Below are 20,338 nucleotides of genomic sequence, written 5' to 3'. Positions count from 1 at the left end.
CTCCCGTCCGTCCTGCGGTCGCGTCTCAGGACGCGGGCAGCCGCTCGCGCAGGGCGCCGCGGACCGACTCCCACCCGGCCAGGCGGTCGCGGATCGCGTCGTCCTGCTCGGCGGCCAGGGCGTCCCGGTGCGCCTGTTCGAGCACCTCGTCGATGACGACCCGGCGGCCGCTGCGGGCCGACGTGATGGCTGCGTCGACCATGGTCAGGCTCATCACGTTGCCGTGGACCTCGCCGTCCGGCACCTCGCCGGAGCGGACCGCCCGGACGAAAGACGCCAGCGACCCGGCGATCTCGTGCCCGACCGACGGCGCAGCGGCAGGGGAGCCGGGGGTGCCGTCGAGGTCGCTCGACGGGTCGTGGTCGCCGTCCCAGAGTGCCGTGCCGGCCGCTCCGGAAGCACGCCAGTCGCCGTTCCACGAGGTCTCGGCACCCGGCGCGCACCACGAGCCGTCGTAGACGTAGCGGACGTCGTCCTCGAACGTGAAGACGGCTGCGGCGGCCGCGTCGCCCCGGTACCAGGACCACGACGGGTTCCACGACTCGCAGTACACCGACACCGGGTCGCGTTCGAGCACGTACCGGGCGGAGTCGAAGGCGTGGATGGCCATGTCGAGCAGCAGGACGTCGTCCATCTCCTCGCGGAACCCACCGAAGTGCGGCGCCTTCGCGAACCGGGTGCTCACCCCGCCGACGGCACCGAGGTCGCGGACGTGCTGCCGGAACGCGACGAGCTGGTCGTTGTAGCGGCGGGACTGCGACACCATGAACAGCTTGCCGGTGGCCTCGGCGGCGGCGGCGAGCGAGAGCGCCTCGGCGACGGTCTGCGCGGCTGGTTTCTCGCCGAGCACGGGGAGCCCGGCACGGAGCGCCTGCAGGGTGACCGGGTGGTGCGCGCCCGGCACGGTGATGTCGAGGACGGCCTCGGCACCGGTCTCGGCGGCCAGCGCGGTCAGGTCCGTGCCGACCGGGATCGACGGGTCGCCGGCGTGCTCCGCCCCGGCGCGTGCGGCGTCGAGGTCGAGGTCGACGATGCCGACCAGCTCGACCTCGGGGTCGGCGGCGACGGTGGCGAGCCAGGCCCGCCCCATCCCGCCGGCGCCGACCTGCAGGACGCGGAGGGGGCTCACGCCTGCGCCCCGTCGCGCTCGGCTGCCTGCTCGCTGGCCGCCGGCTCGCTGGCTGCCGGCTCGGCGGTCTCGGGCTCGGCGTCGTCGAACGGGCCGCGGTAGTGCTGCCCGTCGAAGTACTCGCCCAGGTCGTAGCGGCGGAGCGTCGGGATCTCCCGCTCCCGCTCGGGCCGCGCCCACTCGGCGCCGTTCGCGATCACGCGGCGGACGTCCGGGTGGTGGTAGACGGGGAAGTCCTGGTCACCGGGGGAGAAGTAGAAGATCTTCCCGAGGCCGCGGCGGTAGGTCATGCCGCTCCGGAACACCTCGCCGCCCGTGAAGCCCGAGATGAACACGAGCTCGTCGGGCGTCGGGACGTCGAAGTACTCGCCGTACATCTCCTGCTCGGGGATGACGATCGGGTTCGGCACCCCGCGGGTGATCGGGTGCTGCGGGTTGACGGTCCAGACGAGCTCCTGGTCGTGCTCGCTGCGCCAGCGGAGGGTGCAGGTGGTGCCCATCAGCTTGCCGAAGATCTTCGACCAGTGGCCGGAGTGCAGGACGAGCAGCCCCATGCCGGAGAGCACGTGCTTGTGCACCCGGTCGACCACGGCGTCGTCGACGTCCTGGTGTGCGGCGTGCCCCCACCAGGTGAGGACGTCGGTGTTCGCGAGGACCTCGTCGGTGAGGCCGTGCTCGGGCTCCTGCATGGTGGCGGTCCGGACGACGGCCTCGGGCAGGTGCTCGCGGATGCCGTCCGCGATCGCGCCGTGCATGCCGTCGGGGTACCGCTCGGCGACGTGCTGCTCGACCTGTTCGTGGACGTTCTCGCCCCAGACGGTGATGCGGAGCGGGGTGGTGGTCATGGTGTGTGCCTTTCGGGGGTGGTGAGACCCGGTCACTTGACTGCGCCGCCGGTGGCCCCGGCGGCGATGAACTTCTGCGCCACGAGCAGCAGCACGATGGCGGGGATCGAGGCCATCACCGCGGCGGCCATGACGGTCGACCAGTCGGCGGTGAAGGTGCCGATGTAGTTGTAGATGCCGAGGGTGATCGGCCGGACGTCCTCGGTGGTGGTGAGGGTCAGGGCGAACAGGAAGTCGCTCCAGGTGAACAGGAACGTGAACAGCCCGGCGGTGATCAGGGCGTTGGCGCTGATCGGCACGACGACCGAGCGGAAGGCCCGGAAGTTGCCGGCACCGTCGACCTTGGCGGCCTCGATGATCGACGGCGGGATGTTCTGCATGAACGCGCGCATGATCAGGATCGCGAAGGGCACGCCGGCGGTGCTGTCGGCCAGGATCAGTCCCGGCACGGTGTTCAGCAGTCCGAGGTCGTTGTACGCCGCGTACAGGGCGTTCGCGACGACGATGCCCGGGATCATCTGCGAGATGAGGATGCCGAACAGCACCGCGTTGATGCCCTTGACCTTGAACTGGGCGAGCGCGTACGACGCCGGTGTCGCGATGAGCAGGCTGACGACGACGCTGCCCAGGGCGATCACCAGGCTCGTGACCAGGGCGCCGCCCTGGTCGGCGATGGCCTGGGCGTAGCCGCCGAGCTGGGCGTTGATCGGGAACCAGGCGGCCTCGATCGCGGAACCGGCCGGCTGCAGGGAGATGTTGATCATCCAGTAGACGGGGAACAGCATCACGGCGAGGATCAGGATCCCCACGCCGGACAGCACCCACTGCTTCGCGCTCGTGGGACGGACGGGCCGCCGGGCACCGCGGGTGACCACCGCGCGGGTCCGGAGGGCGTCGGTGGTGGACGCTGCGTCAGTCATCGACGGCCTTCCTGTTGAGGCGGAGGTAGACGATCGCGAACAGGGCGGAGATCACGATGAGGATGTTGCTCAGCGCGGCGCCCTGCCCGAAGTCGAACTGCTTGAACGACAGGTCGTAGGACTGGGTCGCGATGGTCTGGGTGGCGTTCGCCGGCCCACCGTTCGTCAACCCGAGGATGATGTCGAGCACCTTGATCGTGTAGACGACGCCGAGCACGAGCGTGACGCTCACGACCGGTCGCAGCATCGGCCAGGTGATCGCCCAGAAGGCCTTCCACCCGGTCGCGCCGTCGAGCGCCGCTGCCTCGTACAGCTCGGTGGGGATGTCCTGCAGACCGCCGTACAGGATCGTGGTGTTGAACGGGATCCCGATCCAGATGTTCACCGCGATGACGGTGATGAGCGCCACGGCGGGACTCGTCAGCCACGGGACCGACGGGATGCCGAAGGTGCCGAGGAACTGGTTGACGACGCCCGAGTCCTGGTCGAGCATCCACTTCCAGACCGCACTCGAGACGATGAGCGGCAGCAGCCAGGGCAGCAGGAGCAGCGAGCGCAGGAGACCGGACAGCGGGAAGTTCCGGCGGAAGAACAGGGCGAGCAGCAGGCCGAGGACGAACTGGCCGACGATCGACCCGATCGTGAACAGCGCCGTGTTGAGCATCGCCGTGCCGAACAGCTGGGACGACACGACCGAGGCGTAGTTCGCCAGGCCGACCCACGGCGCCTCGCCCGTGTAGAACGTCGACGTCGTGTACGCCTGGAAGCTCATGACGATGTTCTTGACCACCGGGTAGCCGAAGAACAGCAGCAGGAACAGGACGGCCGGCAGCAGGAACAGCAGCTGCGCGATCCGTTCGAAGCGCAGCGAGCGGCCCGGGCGGGGCCGCCGGGACGGAGCGGGTGCTCCGTCCCCGGCGGCCCGCCGTGGGGCGACGGGGGTCGCGGTGCTCGTCATGCTCAGTTGCTCGACTGCGCGTTCTGCAGGGCGTCGGCCGGGGAGTCCTGCCCGGTCAGCGCCGACTGCACGGCCGTGTAGATCTTCGTCGCGGCCTTGGGCCAGTCGGCACCGAGCTCGCCGGTGCGGGCACGGGCGTCGGCGACGAGGTCGACGAACACCTGCTCCTCGGGGACGTCCTTGCCGAACTGCTGGGCGACGTCGGTCTTCGAGGGGATCGTGTAGCGCAGCTTCGCCATCGCGAGCTGGTTCGCGTCGCTGTTCATGCAGTCGACGATCTTCGCCGCGACGGCCTGCTTCGCCTTGTCACCGGTGTTCGGGACGGTCCAGACCTCACCACCGAGCGGGGCCACGGCCTTGTCGCTGGCGGACTGCACGGGGATCTGGGCGATCCCGTAGTCGACCTTCGACTCCTTCAGACCCGGGATCTGCCACGGGCCGTTGATCATCATCGCGGCCTTGCCGGCCATGAACTGGTCGTTCACGTCGGCCTGGGTCCAGTTGACGACGCTCTTCGACATCGAGCCGTCGTCGACCAGGCCCTTCCAGAGCGACAGGGCCTCTTCGGTCTCCGGGGTCGCGATGTCCTTCTCGTCGCCGCCGTTCGACCACATGAACGGCAGGAACTGCCAGGTGCCCTCGTACGTGGCGTTGGCGTCGACGGCGAACCCGTACTGGTCGCCCTTGGTGAGCTTCGCCGCGGCGGACTGCAGCTCGTCCCACGTCTTCGGCGGGGTGACACCGGCCTCGGACAGCACCTTCTTGTTGTAGAAGAGCGCGATGGTGTTCACGGTGGGGGCGAGGCCGTAGACCTTGTCCTCGTAGGTCCCGGCCTGCAGCACGCCCTTGGCGTAGCCGTCGGTCGAGATGTCGTAGTCGGACAGCGGCGACAGCGCACCCGTCTCGGCGATCTGCTGCAGGTCCGGGTTGTCGAGCATCAGGACGTCCGGCAGGGTCTTCGACGACGCCTGCTGCAGGACCTTCTGGATGAGCGACGAGCCGGGCACCAGGCTGCGCTTGATGGTGACGTCGTTCTCGGCACCGCACTTGTCGAGGTACTCGCCGATGACCTTCTTGTCGTTGCCCTGGTTGTAGTAGTCGAGCACGGTGATGGAGTCCACCTTGCCGCCGGAGCTCGCGGACGAGCCCCCGGAACAGCCGGCGAGGACGAGGGGGACGGTCGCCAGCATGGCGACCGCGCTGAGGACCGGGGCGATCCTGCGGTGTCGAGGCTTCATTGCTTCGCTCTTCTCTGGATGGTTGCCGGACACGAGTCGAACGTGTCGCTCGTGGATCGGGGACGACCGGACCAGAACCGCTCCGTCGCGTCCCGAGTGGGGTCGAAGCTAGCATCGAAGCGGTTAGATGGTAAAGCGCTTAGACGAACTTTTTCGGACACCGCCCCCGCTACAGTGAGCGGGACAGGGTGAGGGAGCGGCATGGCGACGATGCAGCAGGTCGCCGACCGGGCGGGCGTCTCGATCGCGACGGTGTCCTTCGTCGTGAACGGCAACAAGCGCGTGTCCGCCGACACCCGTGCCCGGGTCACGGCGGCGATGCGGGAGCTCGGCTACCGGAACAACGTGGTCGCCCGGGCACTGGCATCGCGCCGCACCCGGATCCTCGCGCTCGTGTTCCCGGTGCTCGAGCACCGGCTCGGCCAGACCGCGCTGCAGTTCTTCACGAGTGCCGCGAGCCGCGCCTCGGAACTCGGGTACCACCTGGTGCTCTGGCCGGCGGTGACGACGGCGGACGACGTGCAGGAGCTCATCTCGGGCGGTCTCGCCGACGGGGTCGTGGTGATGGAGGTCACGATGCACGACCCCCGGATCGCCCGTCTGACCGAGCTCGAGGTCCCGTTCGTCGCGATCGGCCGCACCGCCGACCCCTCGGGCATCTCGTACGTCGACATCGACTTCGAGCGCACCGTCGAGGACGCCCTCGACCACCTCACCGGGCTCGGGCACCGTCGGATCGGCCTCGTGGTCGAGGACCTCGACGGCACCACCATGGCCGACTACGGGCCGAAGGTCCGCTCCGAGGCGGCGTTCCACGCCGGCATCGAGCGCCGGGGGCTCACCGGCACCGTGGTCGCCGCCGGCGCCTCCGCCGAGGGCGGTCGTCGTGCGGCGGCGGACCTGCTGGCGCACGACCCCGACGTCACGGCCGCGATCATCATGAAGGACGACTCGAACTTCGGGCTCGTCAGCGGGTTGCGGGCCGGCGGTCGGCGGGTCCCCGAGGACGTCTCGGTCATCGCGATCGTGTCCTCCGACGGCGCCGGCGCCGCGACGGAACCGGTGCTCACGACGCTGAACGCCCCCGGCCCGGCGCTCGGCCGCCTGGCGGTCGAGTCGCTGGTCGACCGCCTCGAGGGCGGCAGCACCGGGCGCACGCACACGCTCATCCCGTGCGCCCTGCACCTGGCCGAGTCGACGGCCCCCGCCCCCGCCTGACCCCCTGCCGGACTGGAGGCGCGGGTCGGCCCCGCCACGCGCCTCCAGGCCGTCGCTGGCCACGTTTCGGGCTGAGCGACAGTTGGCGGGGCCGCGAACCCGTGAACTGTCGTCCACCGCGAAAGCGCGGCCGCGCAGCCGGCGCCCCTGGCGGACAGACCAGGCTCCGCCTGGTTGTGTGGATGCACAGGTTCGCAGCACCACACGTCGAGGAGGACGGATGGCAATCGACCGGAGGACGTTCATGCTCGGGGGAGCGGGGGTGCTGCTGCTCGCCGGCTGCTCCACCCGACCCGAGCGCACGCGGGTCGAGGACTGGCCCACCGAACCGCCCGAGGGCGAGGCGACGATCAGCTGGTGGGCCGGCCAGGTCGCCTCGAAGGACGGCGGTGACCTGCGCCGCCGGCTCATCGCGGAGTTCCAGAAGGAGCACCCGAACATCCGCGTCCGGATCGTCAGCGCCCCGAGCGACACCGACACGAACCGCACCAGCCTGACGACCCAGATCGCGGCCGGCAGCAGCACGCCGGACGTCTACCTGGGCGACGTCGCCTGGCCCGGGCAGTTCGCGAAGAACAAGCTCGCGACCCCCGTGAACCAGCTCGTCGGCGAGGACTTCTTCGACCAGTTCCCCGAGGGGCTCCGGCTCGCGGCGAGTGTCGACGGCACGTACTACATGTTCCCGCTCTACATCGACGAGTCGTTCTTCCTGTACCGGAAGGACCTGCTCGCGAAGCACTCCCTGCAGGTGCCGGGGTCGTGGGAGGAAGTGCGCGAGACCGCCGCGAAGCTCGTGGACACCGGCGACGTGTCGTACGGGTTCGCGTTCCAGGGCGACGTGTACGAGGGACTGACCTGCAACGTCACCGAGTTTGTCGCCGACGCGGGCGGGTCGTTGCTCAACGACGACCTCACGAAGCCGGAGACGACGAGTTCCGAGACCAAGCGGGCGTTCGAGTTCATGCGGTCGCTGATCACCGAGGGGGCGTCTCCACGGGCCACCCTGACGTACCAGGAGCAGGACACCAACGACGCCTTCTCCGGCGGCCGCGCGGCGTTCCTCCGCAACTGGTCGTACGCGTGGGGGATCGCGAACGGCCCGGACAGCCAGGTCGCCGGCAAGGTGGGGCTCGCCGCCCGGCCGACGTTCGACGGCATGGACGAGCACCACTCGACGATCGGTGGGTGGGGGAACTACATCAACCCGCACACCCAGGAACCCGCGGCGGCACTGACCTTCGCGCGCTGGATGTCGAGCGAGACCGCGCAGCAGTTCCTGACCCGCGAGGGCGGGGTCCTGCCGGCCCGGTCGGCGAGCCTCGTCAGTGCGGACGCGAAGCGGCAGGAGCGCCCGACCTACGACACGGCGGCGGGCATCACGCTCGTGCCCCGCCCGACCTCGACCGCTTACTACCCGAAGGTCTCGCAGGGCGTCTACCAGAACGGCAACAGCATCCTCGGCGGACAGGCGTCCGTCGACGGCGGCACCAGCGCGATGGCCTCCGCCATCTCGCTCGCCCTGCAGGGAGCAGCGCTGTGAGCGCCGGCACGGCGACACGACCGGCACGGCCTGGAGGCGCGGGTCGCGTCGATCCGCCGCCCCGGCCGTCGGGGCGGTCACGTCTCGACCGCATCCGCTCGCGGGGCGCGTGGGGTTTCGCGGCCCCGGCGCTCCTGGTGGTCGCGGCGGTGACGATCTTCCCGGTCGTGTACTCAGTGGTCCTGAGCTTCGCGGACGTCGAGGTCGGCTACGAGGGCTTCACGATCCAGTCGTTCGGGTTCGACAACTACGCGGCCCTGCTGCAGAGCGCCGACTGGTACCGGGCGCTGGGCTTCACGGTGCTCTACACGGTGGTGACGGTGTCGGTCGAGCTCGTGCTCGGCATGCTCGTCGCACTGGTGCTCGAGCGGCTCGGGGCCACCCGCGGCTGGATGCTCGCGCTCATGCTCATCCCGTGGTCGCTCGTGACCATCGTCAACGCGCAGCTGTGGAAGTACATCTACGACAGCACCTACGGCGTCGCGACGTGGTTCTTCGGGTTGTTCGGGGACGCTCCGGTGATCCTCGGCGAACCGGTGCCCGCGATCACGGGGCTGATGGTCGCGGACATCTGGAAGACGACGCCGTTCGTCGCGATCATCCTGCTCGCCGGGCTCGTGCAGATCTCCGAGGACCACTACGAGGCCGCCGAGCTCGACGGCGCGAGCACCTGGCAGACGTTCTGGCGCGTGGTGCTGCCGCAGCTCACCCCGACCCTGACGATCGCGGTGCTGTTCCGCATCCTGCAGGCGTTCGGGGTCTTCGACCTGCCGTTCGTGCTGACGAACGGCGGCCCGGGCACCGCCACCCAGTCGCTCGCGATCATGGGGTACAAGGTGCTCTTCCAGGACATCAACATCGGACCGGGCGCGGCGATCGCGACCTCCACCGCGGTCATCGTCGCGGCCGGGTGTCTGCTGTTCCTCCGGGCGTTCCGGAACCAGGCGAAGGGAGGGGACGACTGATGCCCCGTCAACGTGTGCGCAAGGGCTGGCGCAAGTGGGTCAACACCGTCAACGTCAGCGGTGTCGTCATCGCGGTGCTCACCGCGCTGCCGCTCTACTGGCTCGTCACGACGTCGCTCAAACCGGCGTCCGAGATCGGACAGTCGCCGCCCACCGTCTGGCCGCAGTCGTTCACCTTCGACAACTTCGTGGTGGCCTTCCGCGACAACGCGCTCGGCCAGTACATGGTGAACAGCGTCATCGTGTCGGTGTCGACCACGGTGATCGTGCTCGCGCTGGCGTTCCTCGCCGGGTACGCCCTGGCCGGCCGGTTCATCCGGGGGCGGACGGCGATCATGACCTCGCTGCTCATGCTGTCGGTGTTCCCGGCGATCGCGGTGCTGACGCCGCTGTACCTGCTCGAGCGCAACCTCGGGCTGCTGAACTCGTACCCGGGCCTGATCGTGCCGTACGTGGCGTTCAACCTGCCGTTCGCCATCTGGATCATGCGGAACTACCTGCAGGGGATCCCGTCGACGATCGAGGAGGCGTCCGAGATCGACGGCGCCGGGGCCTGGCGGACCGTGCTGTCGGTGATCCTGCCGATGGCGAAGCCGGGCCTGTTCACGGTCGGCGTCTTCACCTTCACGGCCTCGTGGAGCGAGTTCCTGATGGCCCTGACGTTCAACAGTGAGAACTCGTTCCGGACGATCCCGGTCGGCATCGCGCTCTTCGGGACGCAGTTCACGGTGCCGTTCGCGCAGATCTTCGCCGCGAGCGTCGCTGCGACGGTGCCGATCGTCATCCTGGTGCTCGTGTTCCGCCGCTCGATCGTGTCCGGTCTGACCTCCGGAGCCGTCAAGGGGTGACGGGTGTCCGGCACGCGGAGATAGGTAGAGAACTTACCTAGCTGCGCATGCTGGACATTCGTCCGAGCGTCGTCCTGACCGCCCGTACCCTGCCGTCAGGGGCTCGGTGCGCCGAGATCGACGGCTGCGACGATGCGGTCGATGATCCGCACGAACCTGGCCCGCTCCCGTTCCGAGAAGGAGGCCATCAGGTCGTGCAGGTGCTTGTTCGTGCCGTCCATCGCGCGCGCGTAGTCGCGGCGGGCAGCATCGGTCAGCTCGATGTACCGGCTGCGGCCGTCGTCGGGGTTCGGGACACGACTGATGTGTCCGCTGTGCTCGAGGCGGTCCACCATGCCGGTGACCGCCGGGCCGGTGAGCCCCAGGTGCTTCGACAGGTCCTTCACGCGCACCGTCCGGCCCGCTTCTTCGGCACGCGAGACGAACTGCAGCAGCGTCAGGTCGCCGCCGGAGACGCCGAGCTCGTCGCGCAGTCGACCGCGCAGTTCGGAGACCGCGGCCTCGAGCCGGGTCAGCGCCGCGTTCAGGTCGACATCGCTCACGACAATGCCCCCTTCGCACGGGTCTCGTCCGGGTCACGATACGCCGCAGTCACCGCACCAGCGTATCCACATAACGCGGAGCGTGGAACGGTGCGGGTGACGGCATCGGGAGCGGGGCACCGTGGCTGACCCCGTCCCGACTCCACAGTCCGCTGCACCCGCCGGGGAACCGGTCCGTTTCGAGGTCTCCGGCGGGGACCCCGACGCGGCCGAGCGCGACCTCGCCGCCGTCCACGGCGCCGATCGGTGGTCCGTTCGGCGCATCGACGAGGACTTCTCGTACCGGTACACGGCCGTCGGCGACTCCGACGTGAGCATCCGGCGCTCGCAGCTCCGCGGTGCCGTGCGCGGCTCGGTCCCCGTGGGCGCCGACTACGTGGTGACGTGGATCACCAGCGGGACCGCGCACTTGGACTCCGGGCGCGTCCGGATGGAGCTTCGCCGGGACGTCCCCGTGCTCCTGCCGCCCGAGGACGACTTCGTGTTCACGGCCGAGGACCACGACCAGCGGCTGGTGCACTTCGGGCGGGAGTACGTGCACCGCGTCGCGTTCGAACACCTGGAGGTCGAAGCGGCACCACTGCGGTTCGACCCGACCCGCATGCCGGAACCGGAGACCGCCGAGCGCTGGCAGGGGGCGCTCGTGGCGCTGTCCCGGGCCCTGCGCGCCGAGGGCCCCGACTCGGACGCGTGGCACGAGGCCAAGCGGTCGGCTGCCACCGCGTTCCTGGACACCTTCCCGCCGCAGGCCGACGACCTGCCCGCGGTGCTCGGCCTGCCCCGGAACGCCCGGCTGCGGGCAGCGGTGGAGTACATCCACGCGCACGCTGCCGAGCCGGTCACGGTCCAGGAGCTGTCCGAGGTCGCCGGCCTGAGCGTGCGGTCTGTGCAGGAGTCGTTCCGCCGGGTCTTCGACGTGTCGCCGCTGACGTACCTGCGCGAGGTCCGGCTCGACCGCGTGCGCGGCGAACTGCTCGAGCTCGACCCGCAGGCCGGGGTCGTCGGCGACGTTGCCCGCCGCTGGGGGTTCGCCCACCTCGGCCGGTTCTCGGCGGCCTACGCGGCCCGGTTCGGCGAGTACCCGAAGCAGACCCTGCGCCGCTGACGGCGGCGGGTGCTCAGCGGCGGGGCGTCGGCCTCGGCGCGGGGCCCGTACTCGCCCGAACCCGCAGGGTCGTGGGGAGCCGGACGTGGTCCGTGGTCGGTTCGCCACGGAGCATCGTCAGGAGCATCTGCACGGCGTGCGACCCGAGCTCGGCGAGCGGCTGCGACACCGTGGTGAGCGGCGGGGTCGTGGTGGACGCCTGTGGCACGTCGTCGAAGCCCACGACGGACAGGTCCTGGGGGACGCGGAGCCCGACCTCGGCCGCGGCGCGGAGCACACCGATCGCCGACGAGTCGTTCGCGGCGAACACCGCTGTGGGGCGGTCGGCGAGGGTCAGGAGCTCGCGGGCGACGGCCGCGGACTGGTCCTCCTGGTAGCCGCCGTCACGCAGCAGGCACTCGTCGACCGTGATGCCCGCGGCGGTCAGGGCCGAGCGGTACCCGGCCGCGCGCAGCTGGGCGGAGGCCAGGTCGGCGCGTCCCTGCAGGTGCGCGATGCGGGTGTGCCCGAGTGACAGCAGGTGTTCGACGGCCTGCACCGCGCCGGCCTCGTTGTCCGCGTCGACGGTGGCGTGCCCCTCCGGCCCGGTGTGCGGGTCGATCGCCACGACGGGGATCGACGAGCTCGACAGTGCCGTGGTCGGGGTGACGACGATCGCGCCGTCGATCAGGGTGCCGGACAGGCGGGACAGCGACCGGCGCTCCCACCCGGGTCGGTCGGCGCCGGTCATCAGGCCGGCGTAGGCGAGGAGCTCGTAGCCGGTGCCGGTGGCCGCCCGCGAGATGCCGCGGAGCAGCTCGGTCGAGAACGGCTCGAACTCGGGCACCAGGATGCCGACGACCCCGGTCCGCGAACTCCGCAGGCTCCGGGCGACCAGCGACGTCTCGTACCCCAGGTCGTCGACCACCTGCTGCACGCGGAGCATCGTGGCGGGTGCGACCCCGTCCCGCTGGTTGATCACCTTGGACACCGTCGGGATCGAGACCCCGGCCACCCGCGCCACGTCGCCGATCGTCACCCGGCCGGCACCGGGACGCGCGCCGAGTGCCGAGTCCATGTGCACACCGTACCGCTGCGGCACCATGCGAACGGTAAAGAAAACGTTATCGATATCGATTGACATAGGCCAGGAGCAGCAGGCATGCTCTCCGCAGCGGCAGTCGATGTCGCGCATGTCAACGACGACACTTCAGGAGTTCCACGATGACGAGGAAGATCCGTGCCGCGGCAGCCATCGCGCTGATCGGGGCCACAGCACTGGTGGCCAGTGGGTGCTCGGCGGGCAGCGATGCCTCCGAGGACGGCGGGAAGGTCACGATGACCTTCTGGCACAACTCGACCACCGGACCGGGCAAGGCCTACTGGGCCTCGACGGTCAAGGCGTTCGAGGAGAAGTACCCGAACGTCACCATCAAGACCCAGGCGATCCAGAACGAGGACCTGGACGGCAAGCTCCAGACCGCCCTCAACTCCGGCGACGCCCCCGACGTGTTCCTGCAGCGCGGCGGCGGCAAGATGGACGCGATGATCGCTGCCGGGCAGCTCATGGACATCTCCGACTCCATCAGCGCCGACGCGAAGAAGTCCATCAGCGCGGGCACGTTCGCCGGGTACGAGAAGGACGGCAAGACCTACGCCATGCCGGGCGCGGTGCTCCCCGAGGGCATCTGGTACTCGAAGGACCTGTTCAAGGAAGCCGGCATCGAGGGCACGCCCACGACCATGGACGAGCTGGACGACGCGATCACGAAGCTCAAGGCCAAGGACATCGACCCGGTCGCCGTCGGCGCGAAGGACGCCTGGCCGGCCGCCCACTGGTACTACAACTTCGCGCTCCGCGAGTGCAGCCAGAAGACGCTCGAGGACGCCGCGAAGTCGCTGAAGTTCGACAACGCCTGCTGGACGAAGGCCGGCGAGCAGCTCGAGGACTTCAACGCCACCAAGCCCTTCAACAACGGCTTCCTCACCACCGCCGCACAGCAGGGCGCCGGCAGCTCCGCCGGTCTCCTCGCCAACCACAAGGCGGCCATGGAGCTCATGGGCGCGTGGGACCCGGGCGTGATCGCGTCGCTGACGCCGGACGCCAAGCCGCTGCCCGACCTCGGTTGGTTCCCGTTCCCCGCGATCGACGGTGGCAAGGGTGACCCGAAGTCGATGATGGGTGGTGTCGACGGCAACTCCTGCTCGGCACAGGCCCCGAAGAAGGCCTGCACCGACTTCCTGAACTTCATCGTGCAGAAGGACAACCAGGAGGCCTACTACAAGGCCTTCAACGCCATCCCGGTCAACAAGGAGGCCCAGTCGGTCGTCGACTCGGACTACCTGAAGTCGGCCCTGGCCGCCTACCAGGAGGCCCCGTTCGTCTCGCAGTACCTCGACACCCTGTACGGCCAGAACGTCGGCAACGCGCTGAACACCAGCGTCGTCGACCTGCTCGCCGGCAAGGGCGACGCGAAGGACATCGTCGAGACCACCAACCAGGCTGCGGCCAAGGGCTGAGCATGACCCTCGACACCTCGCTCGGTACGACTCCGACCACCGGGTCGGACACGGCCGCGGGGACGTCCCCGGCGGGGAGCGGTTCGCCGCTCCCCGCCGGTCGGCGGACCAAGCGCCGCATCGCGGACTGGCGGAAGCGCGTCGAGATCGCGGTCCTCGCCGGACCCGCGGTCATCGTCTTCGTCACGTTCGTGATCCTGCCCGTGGCGCTCGCCGCCTACTACGGGTTCTTCAAGTGGCAGGGCTACGGCCCGCCCACCGACTTCGTCGGACTGCAGAACTACCTGATCATCTTCCAGGACAAGGCGTTCCACGCGGTCCTGATGCACAACGGCTTCATCGTCGTGCTCTCCCTGGTGCTGCAGGGGCCGATCGCGATCGTGCTCGCACTGCTGCTCAACCAGAAGATGCACGGCCGCGGGCTCGTCCGCGTGCTCGTCTTCGTGCCGTACGTCATCTCCGAGGTGATCGTCGGCACCGGCTGGAGCCTGATGCTCCAGTCGAACGGCGCCGTGAACGACCTGTTCCAGAGCATCGGCCTGGGCGGACTCCGTGCGGACTGGCTGTCGAACCCCGACATCGCCATCTGGACGCTGCTCGTGATCATCTCGTGGAAGTACATCGGCTTCGCGGTGATCCTGTTCCTCGCCGGCCTGCAGAGCATCCCCGAGGAACTGTTCGAGGCCGCCGCCATCGACGGCGCCGGCTACTGGCAGATCCAGCGGCGCATCACGCTGCCGCTGCTCGGTCCGACCATCCGCATCTGGGCGTTCCTGTCGATCATCGGCTCGCTGCAGCTGTTCGACCTCGTCTACATCATCTGGGGGCAGTACATCGCGTCGACCGCGGGCACCTCGACGATGGCGACGTACATGGTCGCCAACGGCCGGACCTCGGGCAACTTCGGCTTCGGCAGCGCCGTCGCGGTCGTGATGTTCGTGATCTCGCTCGTGGTCGCCCTGATCTACCAGCGCTTCGTGCTCCGCCGCGACACCGCGGGTGCACTCACCGAGAGGAAGAACTGATGGCCACCACGAGCATCGTCGCCCCCGGGCGCCGGGCCGTGCGGGAGCGCCGGTCCAGTGCCGCGATCGGACGCGCGAACCCGCTGACCTACGTCGTCGCGATCCTGTTCGTCGCCGCCAACCTGGCACCCGTGCTCTACATCGTGCTGGGCGGCTTCCGGACCAACTCGCAGATCACGACGAGCCCCGCCGGGCTGCCGGCACCGTTCGAGTTCGGCAACTACGGTTCCGTGCTGTCCAGCGGCATCTTCTGGCAGCAGCTCGGCAACTCCACGATCAGCGCCGTCACGACCACCCTCGGGGTCGTCGTGCTCGGGCTGATGGTGAGCTTCGTGCTCGCCCGCTACCGGTTCGCCGGCCGCGGGGCGCTGTACGCCCTGTTCGCCGCCGGTTTGATGTTCCCGATCACGGTCGCGATCACCCCGCTGTACCTGCTCGTCAAGGACCTCGGTCTGACGAACAGCCTGGCCGGCGTGATCCTGCCGCAGATCGCGTTCGCGCTGCCGACCACCGTCATCATCCTGGTGCCGTTCCTGCGGGCGATCCCCGACGAGCTCGAGGAGGCCGCGTCCATCGACGGGGCGAGCCGTCTCGGGTTCTTCTTCCGCATGGTCGTGCCGCTGTCGCTGCCCGGCGTCGTCACGGTCGGCATCCTGGCGTTCATCGCCAGCTGGAACAGCTACATCCTGCCGCTGTTCATCCTGAACAACGAGGCCGCGTACACGCTGCCGCTCGGGGTCCAGTCGTTCTCGTCGCAGTACTCCGTCGACACCGCCAAGGTGCTCGCGTTCACCTCGATGTCGATGATCCCGGCCCTCGTGTTCTTCACGATCTTCCAGCGCCGCATCGTCGGCGGCCTGACCGGGGCGGTGAAGGGGTGACCGCGACCGACGCGACGCGGACCGCCGGACGCGATCCGCGCCTCCAGGCCGACAGCGCGACGGACGCGACGACCGCGACGGACGCAGCCGCGACGGACGCGACCGCGACGGCGACCGACGCGACCACCGCCGGACCCCGCGCTGACGCCCTGCTCGCCGTGATGACCCTCGACGAGAAGGTCGCCCAGCTCGTCGGCTACTGGCTCGACCAGAACGGCGTCGTCGCCCCCATGCAGGGCGAGATGGCGGCCGTGCAGCAGGGCAGCACCCTGGCGGACATCACGCGCGACGGCATCGGGCAGTTCACCCGCGTCTACGGCACCCGCCCCGTCGAACCCGACGAGCGTGCCGCCTGGCTCTGGGCCGAACAGCGCCGCCTGCAGCGCGAGACCCGGCTCGGGATCCCCGCGCTCGTCCACGAGGAGTGCCTGACCGGCCTCGCCGCGTGGAAGGCCGCGACGTTCCCGACGCCGCTGGCATGGGGCGCGTCGTTCGACCCGGAGCTCGTCGAGCAGGTCGGCGCCGCGATCGGTGCATCGATGCGGCAGCTCGGCGTCCACCAGGGCCTCGCGCCGGTCCTCGACGTCATCCGCGACCCGCGTTGGGGGCGGGTCGACGAGTGCATCGCCGAGGACCCCTACCTGGTCGGCACGGTCGGCACCGCGTACGTGCGCGGGTTGCAGTCTGCCGGGGTCGATGCGACCCTGAAGCACTTCCTCGGGTACTCGGCGTCGCAGGCGGGACGGAACCACGCCCCCGTGCACGCCGGGGCCCGCGAGGTCGCCGACGTCTACCTGCCGCCGTTCGAGATGGCGCTGCGCGACGGCGGCGCCCGGAGCGTCATGAACTCGTACGCCGAGATCGACGGCGTGCCCGTCGCGGCGAACGGCGAGTTGCTCACCGACCTGCTCCGCGACCGGCTCGGCTTCGAGGGCACGGTCGTCGCGGACTACTTCTCGGTGGCGTTCCTCGAGGTCATGCACGGCATCGCCGCCGACCGTGGCGAGGCCGCGGCGCTGGCGCTCGAGGCCGGCATCGACGTCGAGCTCCCGACCGGTGACGCGTACCTCGCGCCGCTCGTCGAGCGGGTCCGCAGCGGGCAGGTGGACGAGGCACTCGTCGACCGTGCCGTGCTCCGGGTGCTCCGGCAGAAGGAGCGGCTCGGACTGCTCGAAGCGGACGCGTTCGCCGAGGACGCCCCCACCGGGATCGACCTCGACACCCCGCTGCACCAGGCACTCGCACGCCAGCTGGCGGCGAAGTCGCTCGTGCTGCTGTCGAACGACAGCGGCAGCGCCAACAGCGGCACCGCCACCGTCGACAGTGGGACCACCGGCAGCACCACCCCCGTCCTCCCGCTCGCACCGGGCGCCTCCGTCGCGGTCATCGGCCCGAACGCCGACCGCGCCGAGGCCCTGCAGGGCTGCTACTCGTTCGCCAACCACGTGCTCGCCTCGCATCCCGACCTGCCGCTCGGCTTCGCGATCCCGACCGTCCGTGAAGCCGTCGTCCGGGCCCTCGGCCCGGCGGCTGTCCGCTTCGCCACGGGCTGCGCCGTCACGGGCGACGACCGGGCCGGCTTCGCCGACGCGGTCGCCGTGGCCTCCGCCTCGGACGTCGCGGTGGTCGTCGTCGGTGACCAGGCCGGACTCTTCGGCCGCGGCACGGTCGGCGAGGGCAACGACACCGAGTCGCTCGACCTGCCCGGCGTGCAGCGTGAGCTGGTCGAGGCCGTCGTCGCGACCGGCACCCCCACCGTGATGGTGCTGCTGACCGGCCGGCCGTACGCGATCGGCTGGGCGCTCGACGGCGACCAGCCGCGTCCGGCCGCGGTCGTGCAGGCGTTCTTCCCGGGCGAGGGCGGCGGGTTGGCGATCGCCGACCTGCTCACCGGCGCGGCCCCGCCCTCGGGTCGGCTGCCACTGTCCCTGCCCCGGTCCGCCGGCGCGCAGCCGTTCACGTACCTGCACCCGCGGCTCGGCGGTCCGTCCGACGTCACGGCCGCCGACTCGACGCCGGTGCGGCCGTTCGGCTTCGGCCTCGGCTACACCGACTTTGCGTACGAGGAGCTCGTCGTCGACCCGGACGTCCGATCCGACGGCGTCTTCACCGCGTCGGTGACGGTCCGGAACACCGGGTCCCGTGCCGGCGAGGACGTCGTGCAGCTCTACGGGCACGACGTGCACGGCAGCGTCACCCGGCCGGAGGTGCAGCTCCTCGGCTACGCGCGGGTAGCGCTCGCCGCGGGGGAGTCCGCGCGGGTCCGCTTCCGCGTCCCGGTGCAGCGCTTCGCGTTCACCGACCGTCGGATGCGCAAGGTGGTCGAACCCGGCGACGTGCAGGTCTGGGTCGCGTCGCACGCGGCGGCGTCCCGGCCGGGAGGCCCGGTGGCAGCGGGTGGGATCGTCGCCTCGGGCGACGGGCCGGTCCGACACCCCGTCCCCGGCACCGCCACGGAGCGCGCCACCGTCGCGGTCACGGGCGCGGTGCACGAGGTCACCCCGGGCGACCCCCGCCTGGTGGAGTGGTCGCTCGTCTGACGGCAGTGCGGGGAGGCGTCGGCACCACCGATGCCTCCCCTCATCCCGTCCGTCGACCAGCCTCGGGGTCGGTGGCGAGTGCGGCCGGGTCGCGCAGACCACGGAGCGGTGAGGCGACGACCCAGACGACGGTGAGCAAGATCCCCGCGCACCCCAGGGCGAGGCCGGTCCGCGTGCCGAGCAGCTCTCCGACCAGGCCGCCGAGCCCGGCCCCGATCGCGATGACGCCGTAGGACAGCCAGCGCATGGTGGCGTTGACGCGACCGAGCACCTGGTCCGGCGAACGCAGCTGCCGGAGCGTGAGTGCGACGACGCTCGACAGTGCGGTCCCCGCGCCGTTCACGGCGAACACCCCGATCAGGACGGTGACCGTGACCGGCGTCGACCACGATGGATCGATCACGGGGAGCACTGCGAGCGCGACGCACTCGGCCGTGGCGCAGGCGACCAGGACTGGCCCGGCACCGAACCGGCGGACACTCGACGGTGCCGCGGAGGCGCCGACCACGGCGCCGATCGCCCCGAGGCTGAAGACGAGGCCGAGCAGCCCCGCGTCCAGTCCGAGCTGCCGCACGGCGTGCACGGTGAAGAGCACCATCACCCACTGCGCGAAGAGGTTGTAGATCCCGGCGAAGCCGACCAGCGAGACCAAGTACCGGTCGCGACCGACGAACCGCAGGCCCTCGGCCAGGTCTCGCAGAGCACTCCGTCCGGTCGGGGTCGGGCGGGCCTCGGGCGCGCGGATGCCGAGCAGTGCCACCGCCGACACGACGTACGTCACGGCGTGGACCGCGAGGGCCCACGGCGCCGAGAGCACCTGGACGAGCAGGCCTCCGAGTCCTGGGCCACCGACCTCGGCCGCCGCCGCCGTCGCCTCCAGCCGCCCGTTCGCGCGTTCGAGCTGCCGGCGTCCGGCGACCGTCGGCAGGAACGACTGGTAGCTCACCTCGAACGCGACGGTGAACGCGCCGAGCAGCCCGACCAGGACGACGAGCACCGGCAGGGTCAGCGCCCCGCTGAACGCCACCACCACGACGACCACGGTGAGGGCAGCCCGAGCGAGGTCGGACACGACGAGGACCGGTCGACGGCGACGACGGTCGACCAGGACCCCGAGGGGCAGCGCGAGCAGGAGGAACGGGAGCCACCGCGCGGCGTTCAGCACCCCGACCTCGCCGGCGGACGCGTGCAGGACGACGACGGCGAGCAACGGCACCGCCAGTTCGCTCACCTGCCCGCCGACGGCCGAGGCGCCCTGCGCCACCCAGAACCGCGTGAAGTCCGGGCCGAGGCCGGTCCGTGCTGCGCTAACGCGTGGAACGCTCGTCATGCATTAGACCCTGGCACAGGCGATGCACATGGCACAACGGTTGATCACGCATTAGTCTCGGAGCATGGTGGTCCCCGACGCGCAGCCGACGTTCCCGGACGTGGGGGGACACGCGGCGCTCGACCTCGTCGACACCGTGCACTGGCGCCTCGATCCCCGTCGTTCGATCGACACCCTGAGCAGCTTCAGCGCCGTCGTGGCGTGGTGCGAGCAGATGGGCGTCCTGCCCGGCGGTGCGGACGAGATCAGCCGGCTCGCCGCAGCCGCGCCCGACGTCGCAGCGCAGGAGCACACGGCGGTGCTGGCGCTCCGCGAGGCGGTGTACGAAGCGGTGTTCGCGTCGTCACCGCGCGCCGCCGCCCACGTCGCGTCCGAGTACGTCGCTGCGCTCGGGCGCGCGACGCTCGAGCAGGGCACGGACGGGGCGTCGTGGTCGTGGCGGATGCGCGCCGACCTGTCCGGGCCGCGGGGTGCGATCGCACTGCTCGCGCAGGAACTGCTGACGTCCGACCTCAGTGCGGCGCGGCAGTGCGGCGACGACGCGTGCGGCTGGGTCTACCTGGACACGTCGCCCCGGCACAACCGCGTCTGGTGCACGGCCGCGGGGTGCGGCAACCGCAACCGGGTCGCGCGGCACCAGGCGAAGCGTCGCGGAGCCACGACGCCACAGGGCGGCCGTCAGGACTGACAGCGCGCACCACGCGCCCGGGGCGCGACCAGGCGATGGACGGGAGGCGCGGTGCGGGCTCGCACCG

The 20,338-nt window shown here is 70.6% G+C and carries 18 protein-coding genes; 10 read left to right on the top strand and 8 right to left on the bottom strand.

Features of this window, described 5'->3' with window-relative positions:
• Nucleotides 1–25: 25 nt before the first annotated feature.
• From DEJ02_RS15105 to DEJ02_RS15085, 5 genes are read right to left on the bottom strand one after another with little or no spacing between them, the layout of a single operon-like run.
• Complete coding sequence (locus tag DEJ02_RS15105) at nucleotides 26–1,129, bottom strand: Gfo/Idh/MocA family protein (RefSeq protein ID WP_111033627.1); 1,104 nt, start codon at nucleotides 1,127–1,129, stop codon at nucleotides 26–28.
• A complete protein-coding gene (locus tag DEJ02_RS15100) occupies nucleotides 1,126–1,974 on the bottom strand; it encodes a ThuA domain-containing protein (protein ID WP_111033626.1) in 849 nt (282 codons plus the stop codon). The genes DEJ02_RS15105 and DEJ02_RS15100 overlap by 4 nt, the downstream gene beginning before the upstream one ends.
• A gap of 32 nt (nucleotides 1,975–2,006) precedes the next feature.
• Nucleotides 2,007–2,894: a carbohydrate ABC transporter permease gene (locus DEJ02_RS15095; protein ID WP_084740987.1), complete on the bottom strand. Its 888-nt coding sequence runs from the start codon at nucleotides 2,892–2,894 to the stop codon at nucleotides 2,007–2,009.
• On the bottom strand, nucleotides 2,887–3,852 hold the full coding sequence (locus DEJ02_RS15090; protein ID WP_111033625.1) for a carbohydrate ABC transporter permease: 966 nt from the start codon (nucleotides 3,850–3,852) through the stop codon (nucleotides 2,887–2,889). Before DEJ02_RS15090 ends, DEJ02_RS15095 begins: the two co-directional genes overlap by 8 nt.
• A gap of 2 nt (nucleotides 3,853–3,854) precedes the next feature.
• Nucleotides 3,855–5,090 (bottom strand): ABC transporter substrate-binding protein, encoded by a 1,236-nt coding sequence (locus tag DEJ02_RS15085; RefSeq protein ID WP_071405204.1) that lies wholly within the window; start codon nucleotides 5,088–5,090, stop codon nucleotides 3,855–3,857.
• Nucleotides 5,091–5,291: 201 nt separating this feature from the next.
• Here DEJ02_RS15085 and DEJ02_RS15080 point away from each other — a divergent pair, with 201 nt between their 5' ends.
• From DEJ02_RS15080 to DEJ02_RS15065, 4 genes are all read left to right on the top strand, one after another.
• On the top strand, nucleotides 5,292–6,308 hold the full coding sequence (locus DEJ02_RS15080) for a LacI family DNA-binding transcriptional regulator (protein WP_258378750.1): 1,017 nt from the start codon (nucleotides 5,292–5,294) through the stop codon (nucleotides 6,306–6,308).
• 220 nt (nucleotides 6,309–6,528) lie between these two features.
• Nucleotides 6,529–7,848, top strand: coding sequence for an ABC transporter substrate-binding protein (locus DEJ02_RS15075; protein WP_111033624.1), 1,320 nt, complete (start codon nucleotides 6,529–6,531; stop codon nucleotides 7,846–7,848).
• 149 nt (nucleotides 7,849–7,997) lie between these two features.
• Nucleotides 7,998–8,813: a carbohydrate ABC transporter permease gene (locus DEJ02_RS15070; RefSeq protein ID WP_204166204.1), complete on the top strand. Its 816-nt coding sequence runs from the start codon at nucleotides 7,998–8,000 to the stop codon at nucleotides 8,811–8,813.
• Nucleotides 8,813–9,661: a carbohydrate ABC transporter permease gene (locus tag DEJ02_RS15065; protein WP_027464448.1), complete on the top strand. Its 849-nt coding sequence runs from the start codon at nucleotides 8,813–8,815 to the stop codon at nucleotides 9,659–9,661. The genes DEJ02_RS15070 and DEJ02_RS15065 overlap by 1 nt, the downstream gene beginning before the upstream one ends.
• A 95-nt stretch (nucleotides 9,662–9,756) precedes the next feature.
• Here DEJ02_RS15065 and DEJ02_RS15060 read toward each other — a convergent pair whose 3' ends face one another.
• Nucleotides 9,757–10,203, bottom strand: coding sequence for a MarR family winged helix-turn-helix transcriptional regulator (locus DEJ02_RS15060; RefSeq protein WP_164941227.1), 447 nt, complete (start codon nucleotides 10,201–10,203; stop codon nucleotides 9,757–9,759).
• Nucleotides 10,204–10,324: 121 nt separating this feature from the next.
• On the opposite strand from DEJ02_RS15060, the gene DEJ02_RS15055 reads away from it, so the two are divergent.
• Nucleotides 10,325–11,308 carry a helix-turn-helix domain-containing protein gene (locus DEJ02_RS15055; protein ID WP_111033623.1) on the top strand — a complete coding sequence of 328 codons (984 nt, stop codon included), beginning with the start codon at nucleotides 10,325–10,327 and terminating at the stop codon, nucleotides 11,306–11,308.
• A 13-nt stretch (nucleotides 11,309–11,321) separates the two neighbouring features.
• Here the strand turns inward: DEJ02_RS15055 and DEJ02_RS15050 are convergent, their stop codons facing one another.
• Nucleotides 11,322–12,365 carry a LacI family DNA-binding transcriptional regulator gene (locus tag DEJ02_RS15050; RefSeq protein ID WP_181440381.1) on the bottom strand — a complete coding sequence of 348 codons (1,044 nt, stop codon included), beginning with the start codon at nucleotides 12,363–12,365 and terminating at the stop codon, nucleotides 11,322–11,324.
• Nucleotides 12,366–12,511: 146 nt separating this feature from the next.
• Between DEJ02_RS15050 and DEJ02_RS15045 the strand changes: the two genes are divergently transcribed.
• From DEJ02_RS15045 to DEJ02_RS15030, 4 genes are read left to right on the top strand one after another with little or no spacing between them, the layout of a single operon-like run.
• The gene (locus DEJ02_RS15045) at nucleotides 12,512–13,807 is read left to right on the top strand and encodes an ABC transporter substrate-binding protein (RefSeq protein ID WP_111033622.1); all 1,296 of its coding nucleotides are present in this window, start codon (nucleotides 12,512–12,514) and stop codon (nucleotides 13,805–13,807) included.
• Between the two features lie 2 nt (nucleotides 13,808–13,809).
• Nucleotides 13,810–14,832: a carbohydrate ABC transporter permease gene (locus tag DEJ02_RS15040; RefSeq protein ID WP_027464452.1), complete on the top strand. Its 1,023-nt coding sequence runs from the start codon at nucleotides 13,810–13,812 to the stop codon at nucleotides 14,830–14,832.
• Entirely contained in the window at nucleotides 14,832–15,713 is an 882-nt protein-coding gene (locus DEJ02_RS15035) for a carbohydrate ABC transporter permease (protein ID WP_017886791.1), read from the top strand. Before DEJ02_RS15040 ends, DEJ02_RS15035 begins: the two co-directional genes overlap by 1 nt.
• Nucleotides 15,710–18,253: a glycoside hydrolase family 3 N-terminal domain-containing protein gene (locus DEJ02_RS15030; RefSeq protein ID WP_181440380.1), complete on the top strand. Its 2,544-nt coding sequence runs from the start codon at nucleotides 15,710–15,712 to the stop codon at nucleotides 18,251–18,253. The genes DEJ02_RS15035 and DEJ02_RS15030 overlap by 4 nt, the downstream gene beginning before the upstream one ends.
• Nucleotides 18,254–18,293: 40 nt before the next feature.
• Here the strand turns inward: DEJ02_RS15030 and DEJ02_RS15025 are convergent, their stop codons facing one another.
• Nucleotides 18,294–19,583 carry an MFS transporter gene (locus DEJ02_RS15025; RefSeq protein ID WP_111033621.1) on the bottom strand — a complete coding sequence of 430 codons (1,290 nt, stop codon included), beginning with the start codon at nucleotides 19,581–19,583 and terminating at the stop codon, nucleotides 18,294–18,296.
• Between the two features lie 64 nt (nucleotides 19,584–19,647).
• Here DEJ02_RS15025 and DEJ02_RS15020 point away from each other — a divergent pair, with 64 nt between their 5' ends.
• Nucleotides 19,648–20,271, top strand: a complete 624-nt coding sequence (locus DEJ02_RS15020) for a CGNR zinc finger domain-containing protein (protein WP_111033620.1) — start codon at nucleotides 19,648–19,650, stop codon at nucleotides 20,269–20,271.
• Nucleotides 20,272–20,338: the final 67 nt, after the last annotated feature.

This window comes from Curtobacterium sp. MCLR17_042 (assembly GCF_003234695.1).
Classification (GTDB): domain Bacteria; phylum Actinomycetota; class Actinomycetes; order Actinomycetales; family Microbacteriaceae; genus Curtobacterium; species Curtobacterium flaccumfaciens.
The sequence above is the reverse complement of the archived record's forward strand: the minus strand, read 5'-3'. Positions and strand labels throughout refer to the sequence as shown.

What these genes read in the sequence shown, in the direction of transcription:
- DEJ02_RS15095 (WP_084740987.1), bottom strand. Translation starts at nt 2,894, where the DNA reads ATGACTGACGCAGCGTCCACCACCGACGCCCTCCGGACCCGCGCGGTG.
- DEJ02_RS15075 (WP_111033624.1), top strand. Translation starts at nt 6,529, where the DNA reads ATGGCAATCGACCGGAGGACGTTCATGCTCGGGGGAGCGGGGGTGCTG.
- DEJ02_RS15025 (WP_111033621.1), bottom strand. Translation starts at nt 19,583, where the DNA reads ATGACGAGCGTTCCACGCGTTAGCGCAGCACGGACCGGCCTCGGCCCG.
- DEJ02_RS15040 (WP_027464452.1), top strand. Translation starts at nt 13,810, where the DNA reads ATGACCCTCGACACCTCGCTCGGTACGACTCCGACCACCGGGTCGGAC.
- DEJ02_RS15085 (WP_071405204.1), bottom strand. Translation starts at nt 5,090, where the DNA reads ATGAAGCCTCGACACCGCAGGATCGCCCCGGTCCTCAGCGCGGTCGCC.
- DEJ02_RS15090 (WP_111033625.1), bottom strand. Translation starts at nt 3,852, where the DNA reads ATGACGAGCACCGCGACCCCCGTCGCCCCACGGCGGGCCGCCGGGGAC.
- DEJ02_RS15065 (WP_027464448.1), top strand. Translation starts at nt 8,813, where the DNA reads ATGCCCCGTCAACGTGTGCGCAAGGGCTGGCGCAAGTGGGTCAACACC.
- DEJ02_RS15080 (WP_258378750.1), top strand. Translation starts at nt 5,292, where the DNA reads ATGGCGACGATGCAGCAGGTCGCCGACCGGGCGGGCGTCTCGATCGCG.
- DEJ02_RS15100 (WP_111033626.1), bottom strand. Translation starts at nt 1,974, where the DNA reads ATGACCACCACCCCGCTCCGCATCACCGTCTGGGGCGAGAACGTCCAC.
- DEJ02_RS15045 (WP_111033622.1), top strand. Translation starts at nt 12,512, where the DNA reads ATGACGAGGAAGATCCGTGCCGCGGCAGCCATCGCGCTGATCGGGGCC.
- DEJ02_RS15050 (WP_181440381.1), bottom strand. Translation starts at nt 12,365, where the DNA reads ATGGACTCGGCACTCGGCGCGCGTCCCGGTGCCGGCCGGGTGACGATC.
- DEJ02_RS15020 (WP_111033620.1), top strand. Translation starts at nt 19,648, where the DNA reads ATGGTGGTCCCCGACGCGCAGCCGACGTTCCCGGACGTGGGGGGACAC.
- DEJ02_RS15035 (WP_017886791.1), top strand. Translation starts at nt 14,832, where the DNA reads ATGGCCACCACGAGCATCGTCGCCCCCGGGCGCCGGGCCGTGCGGGAG.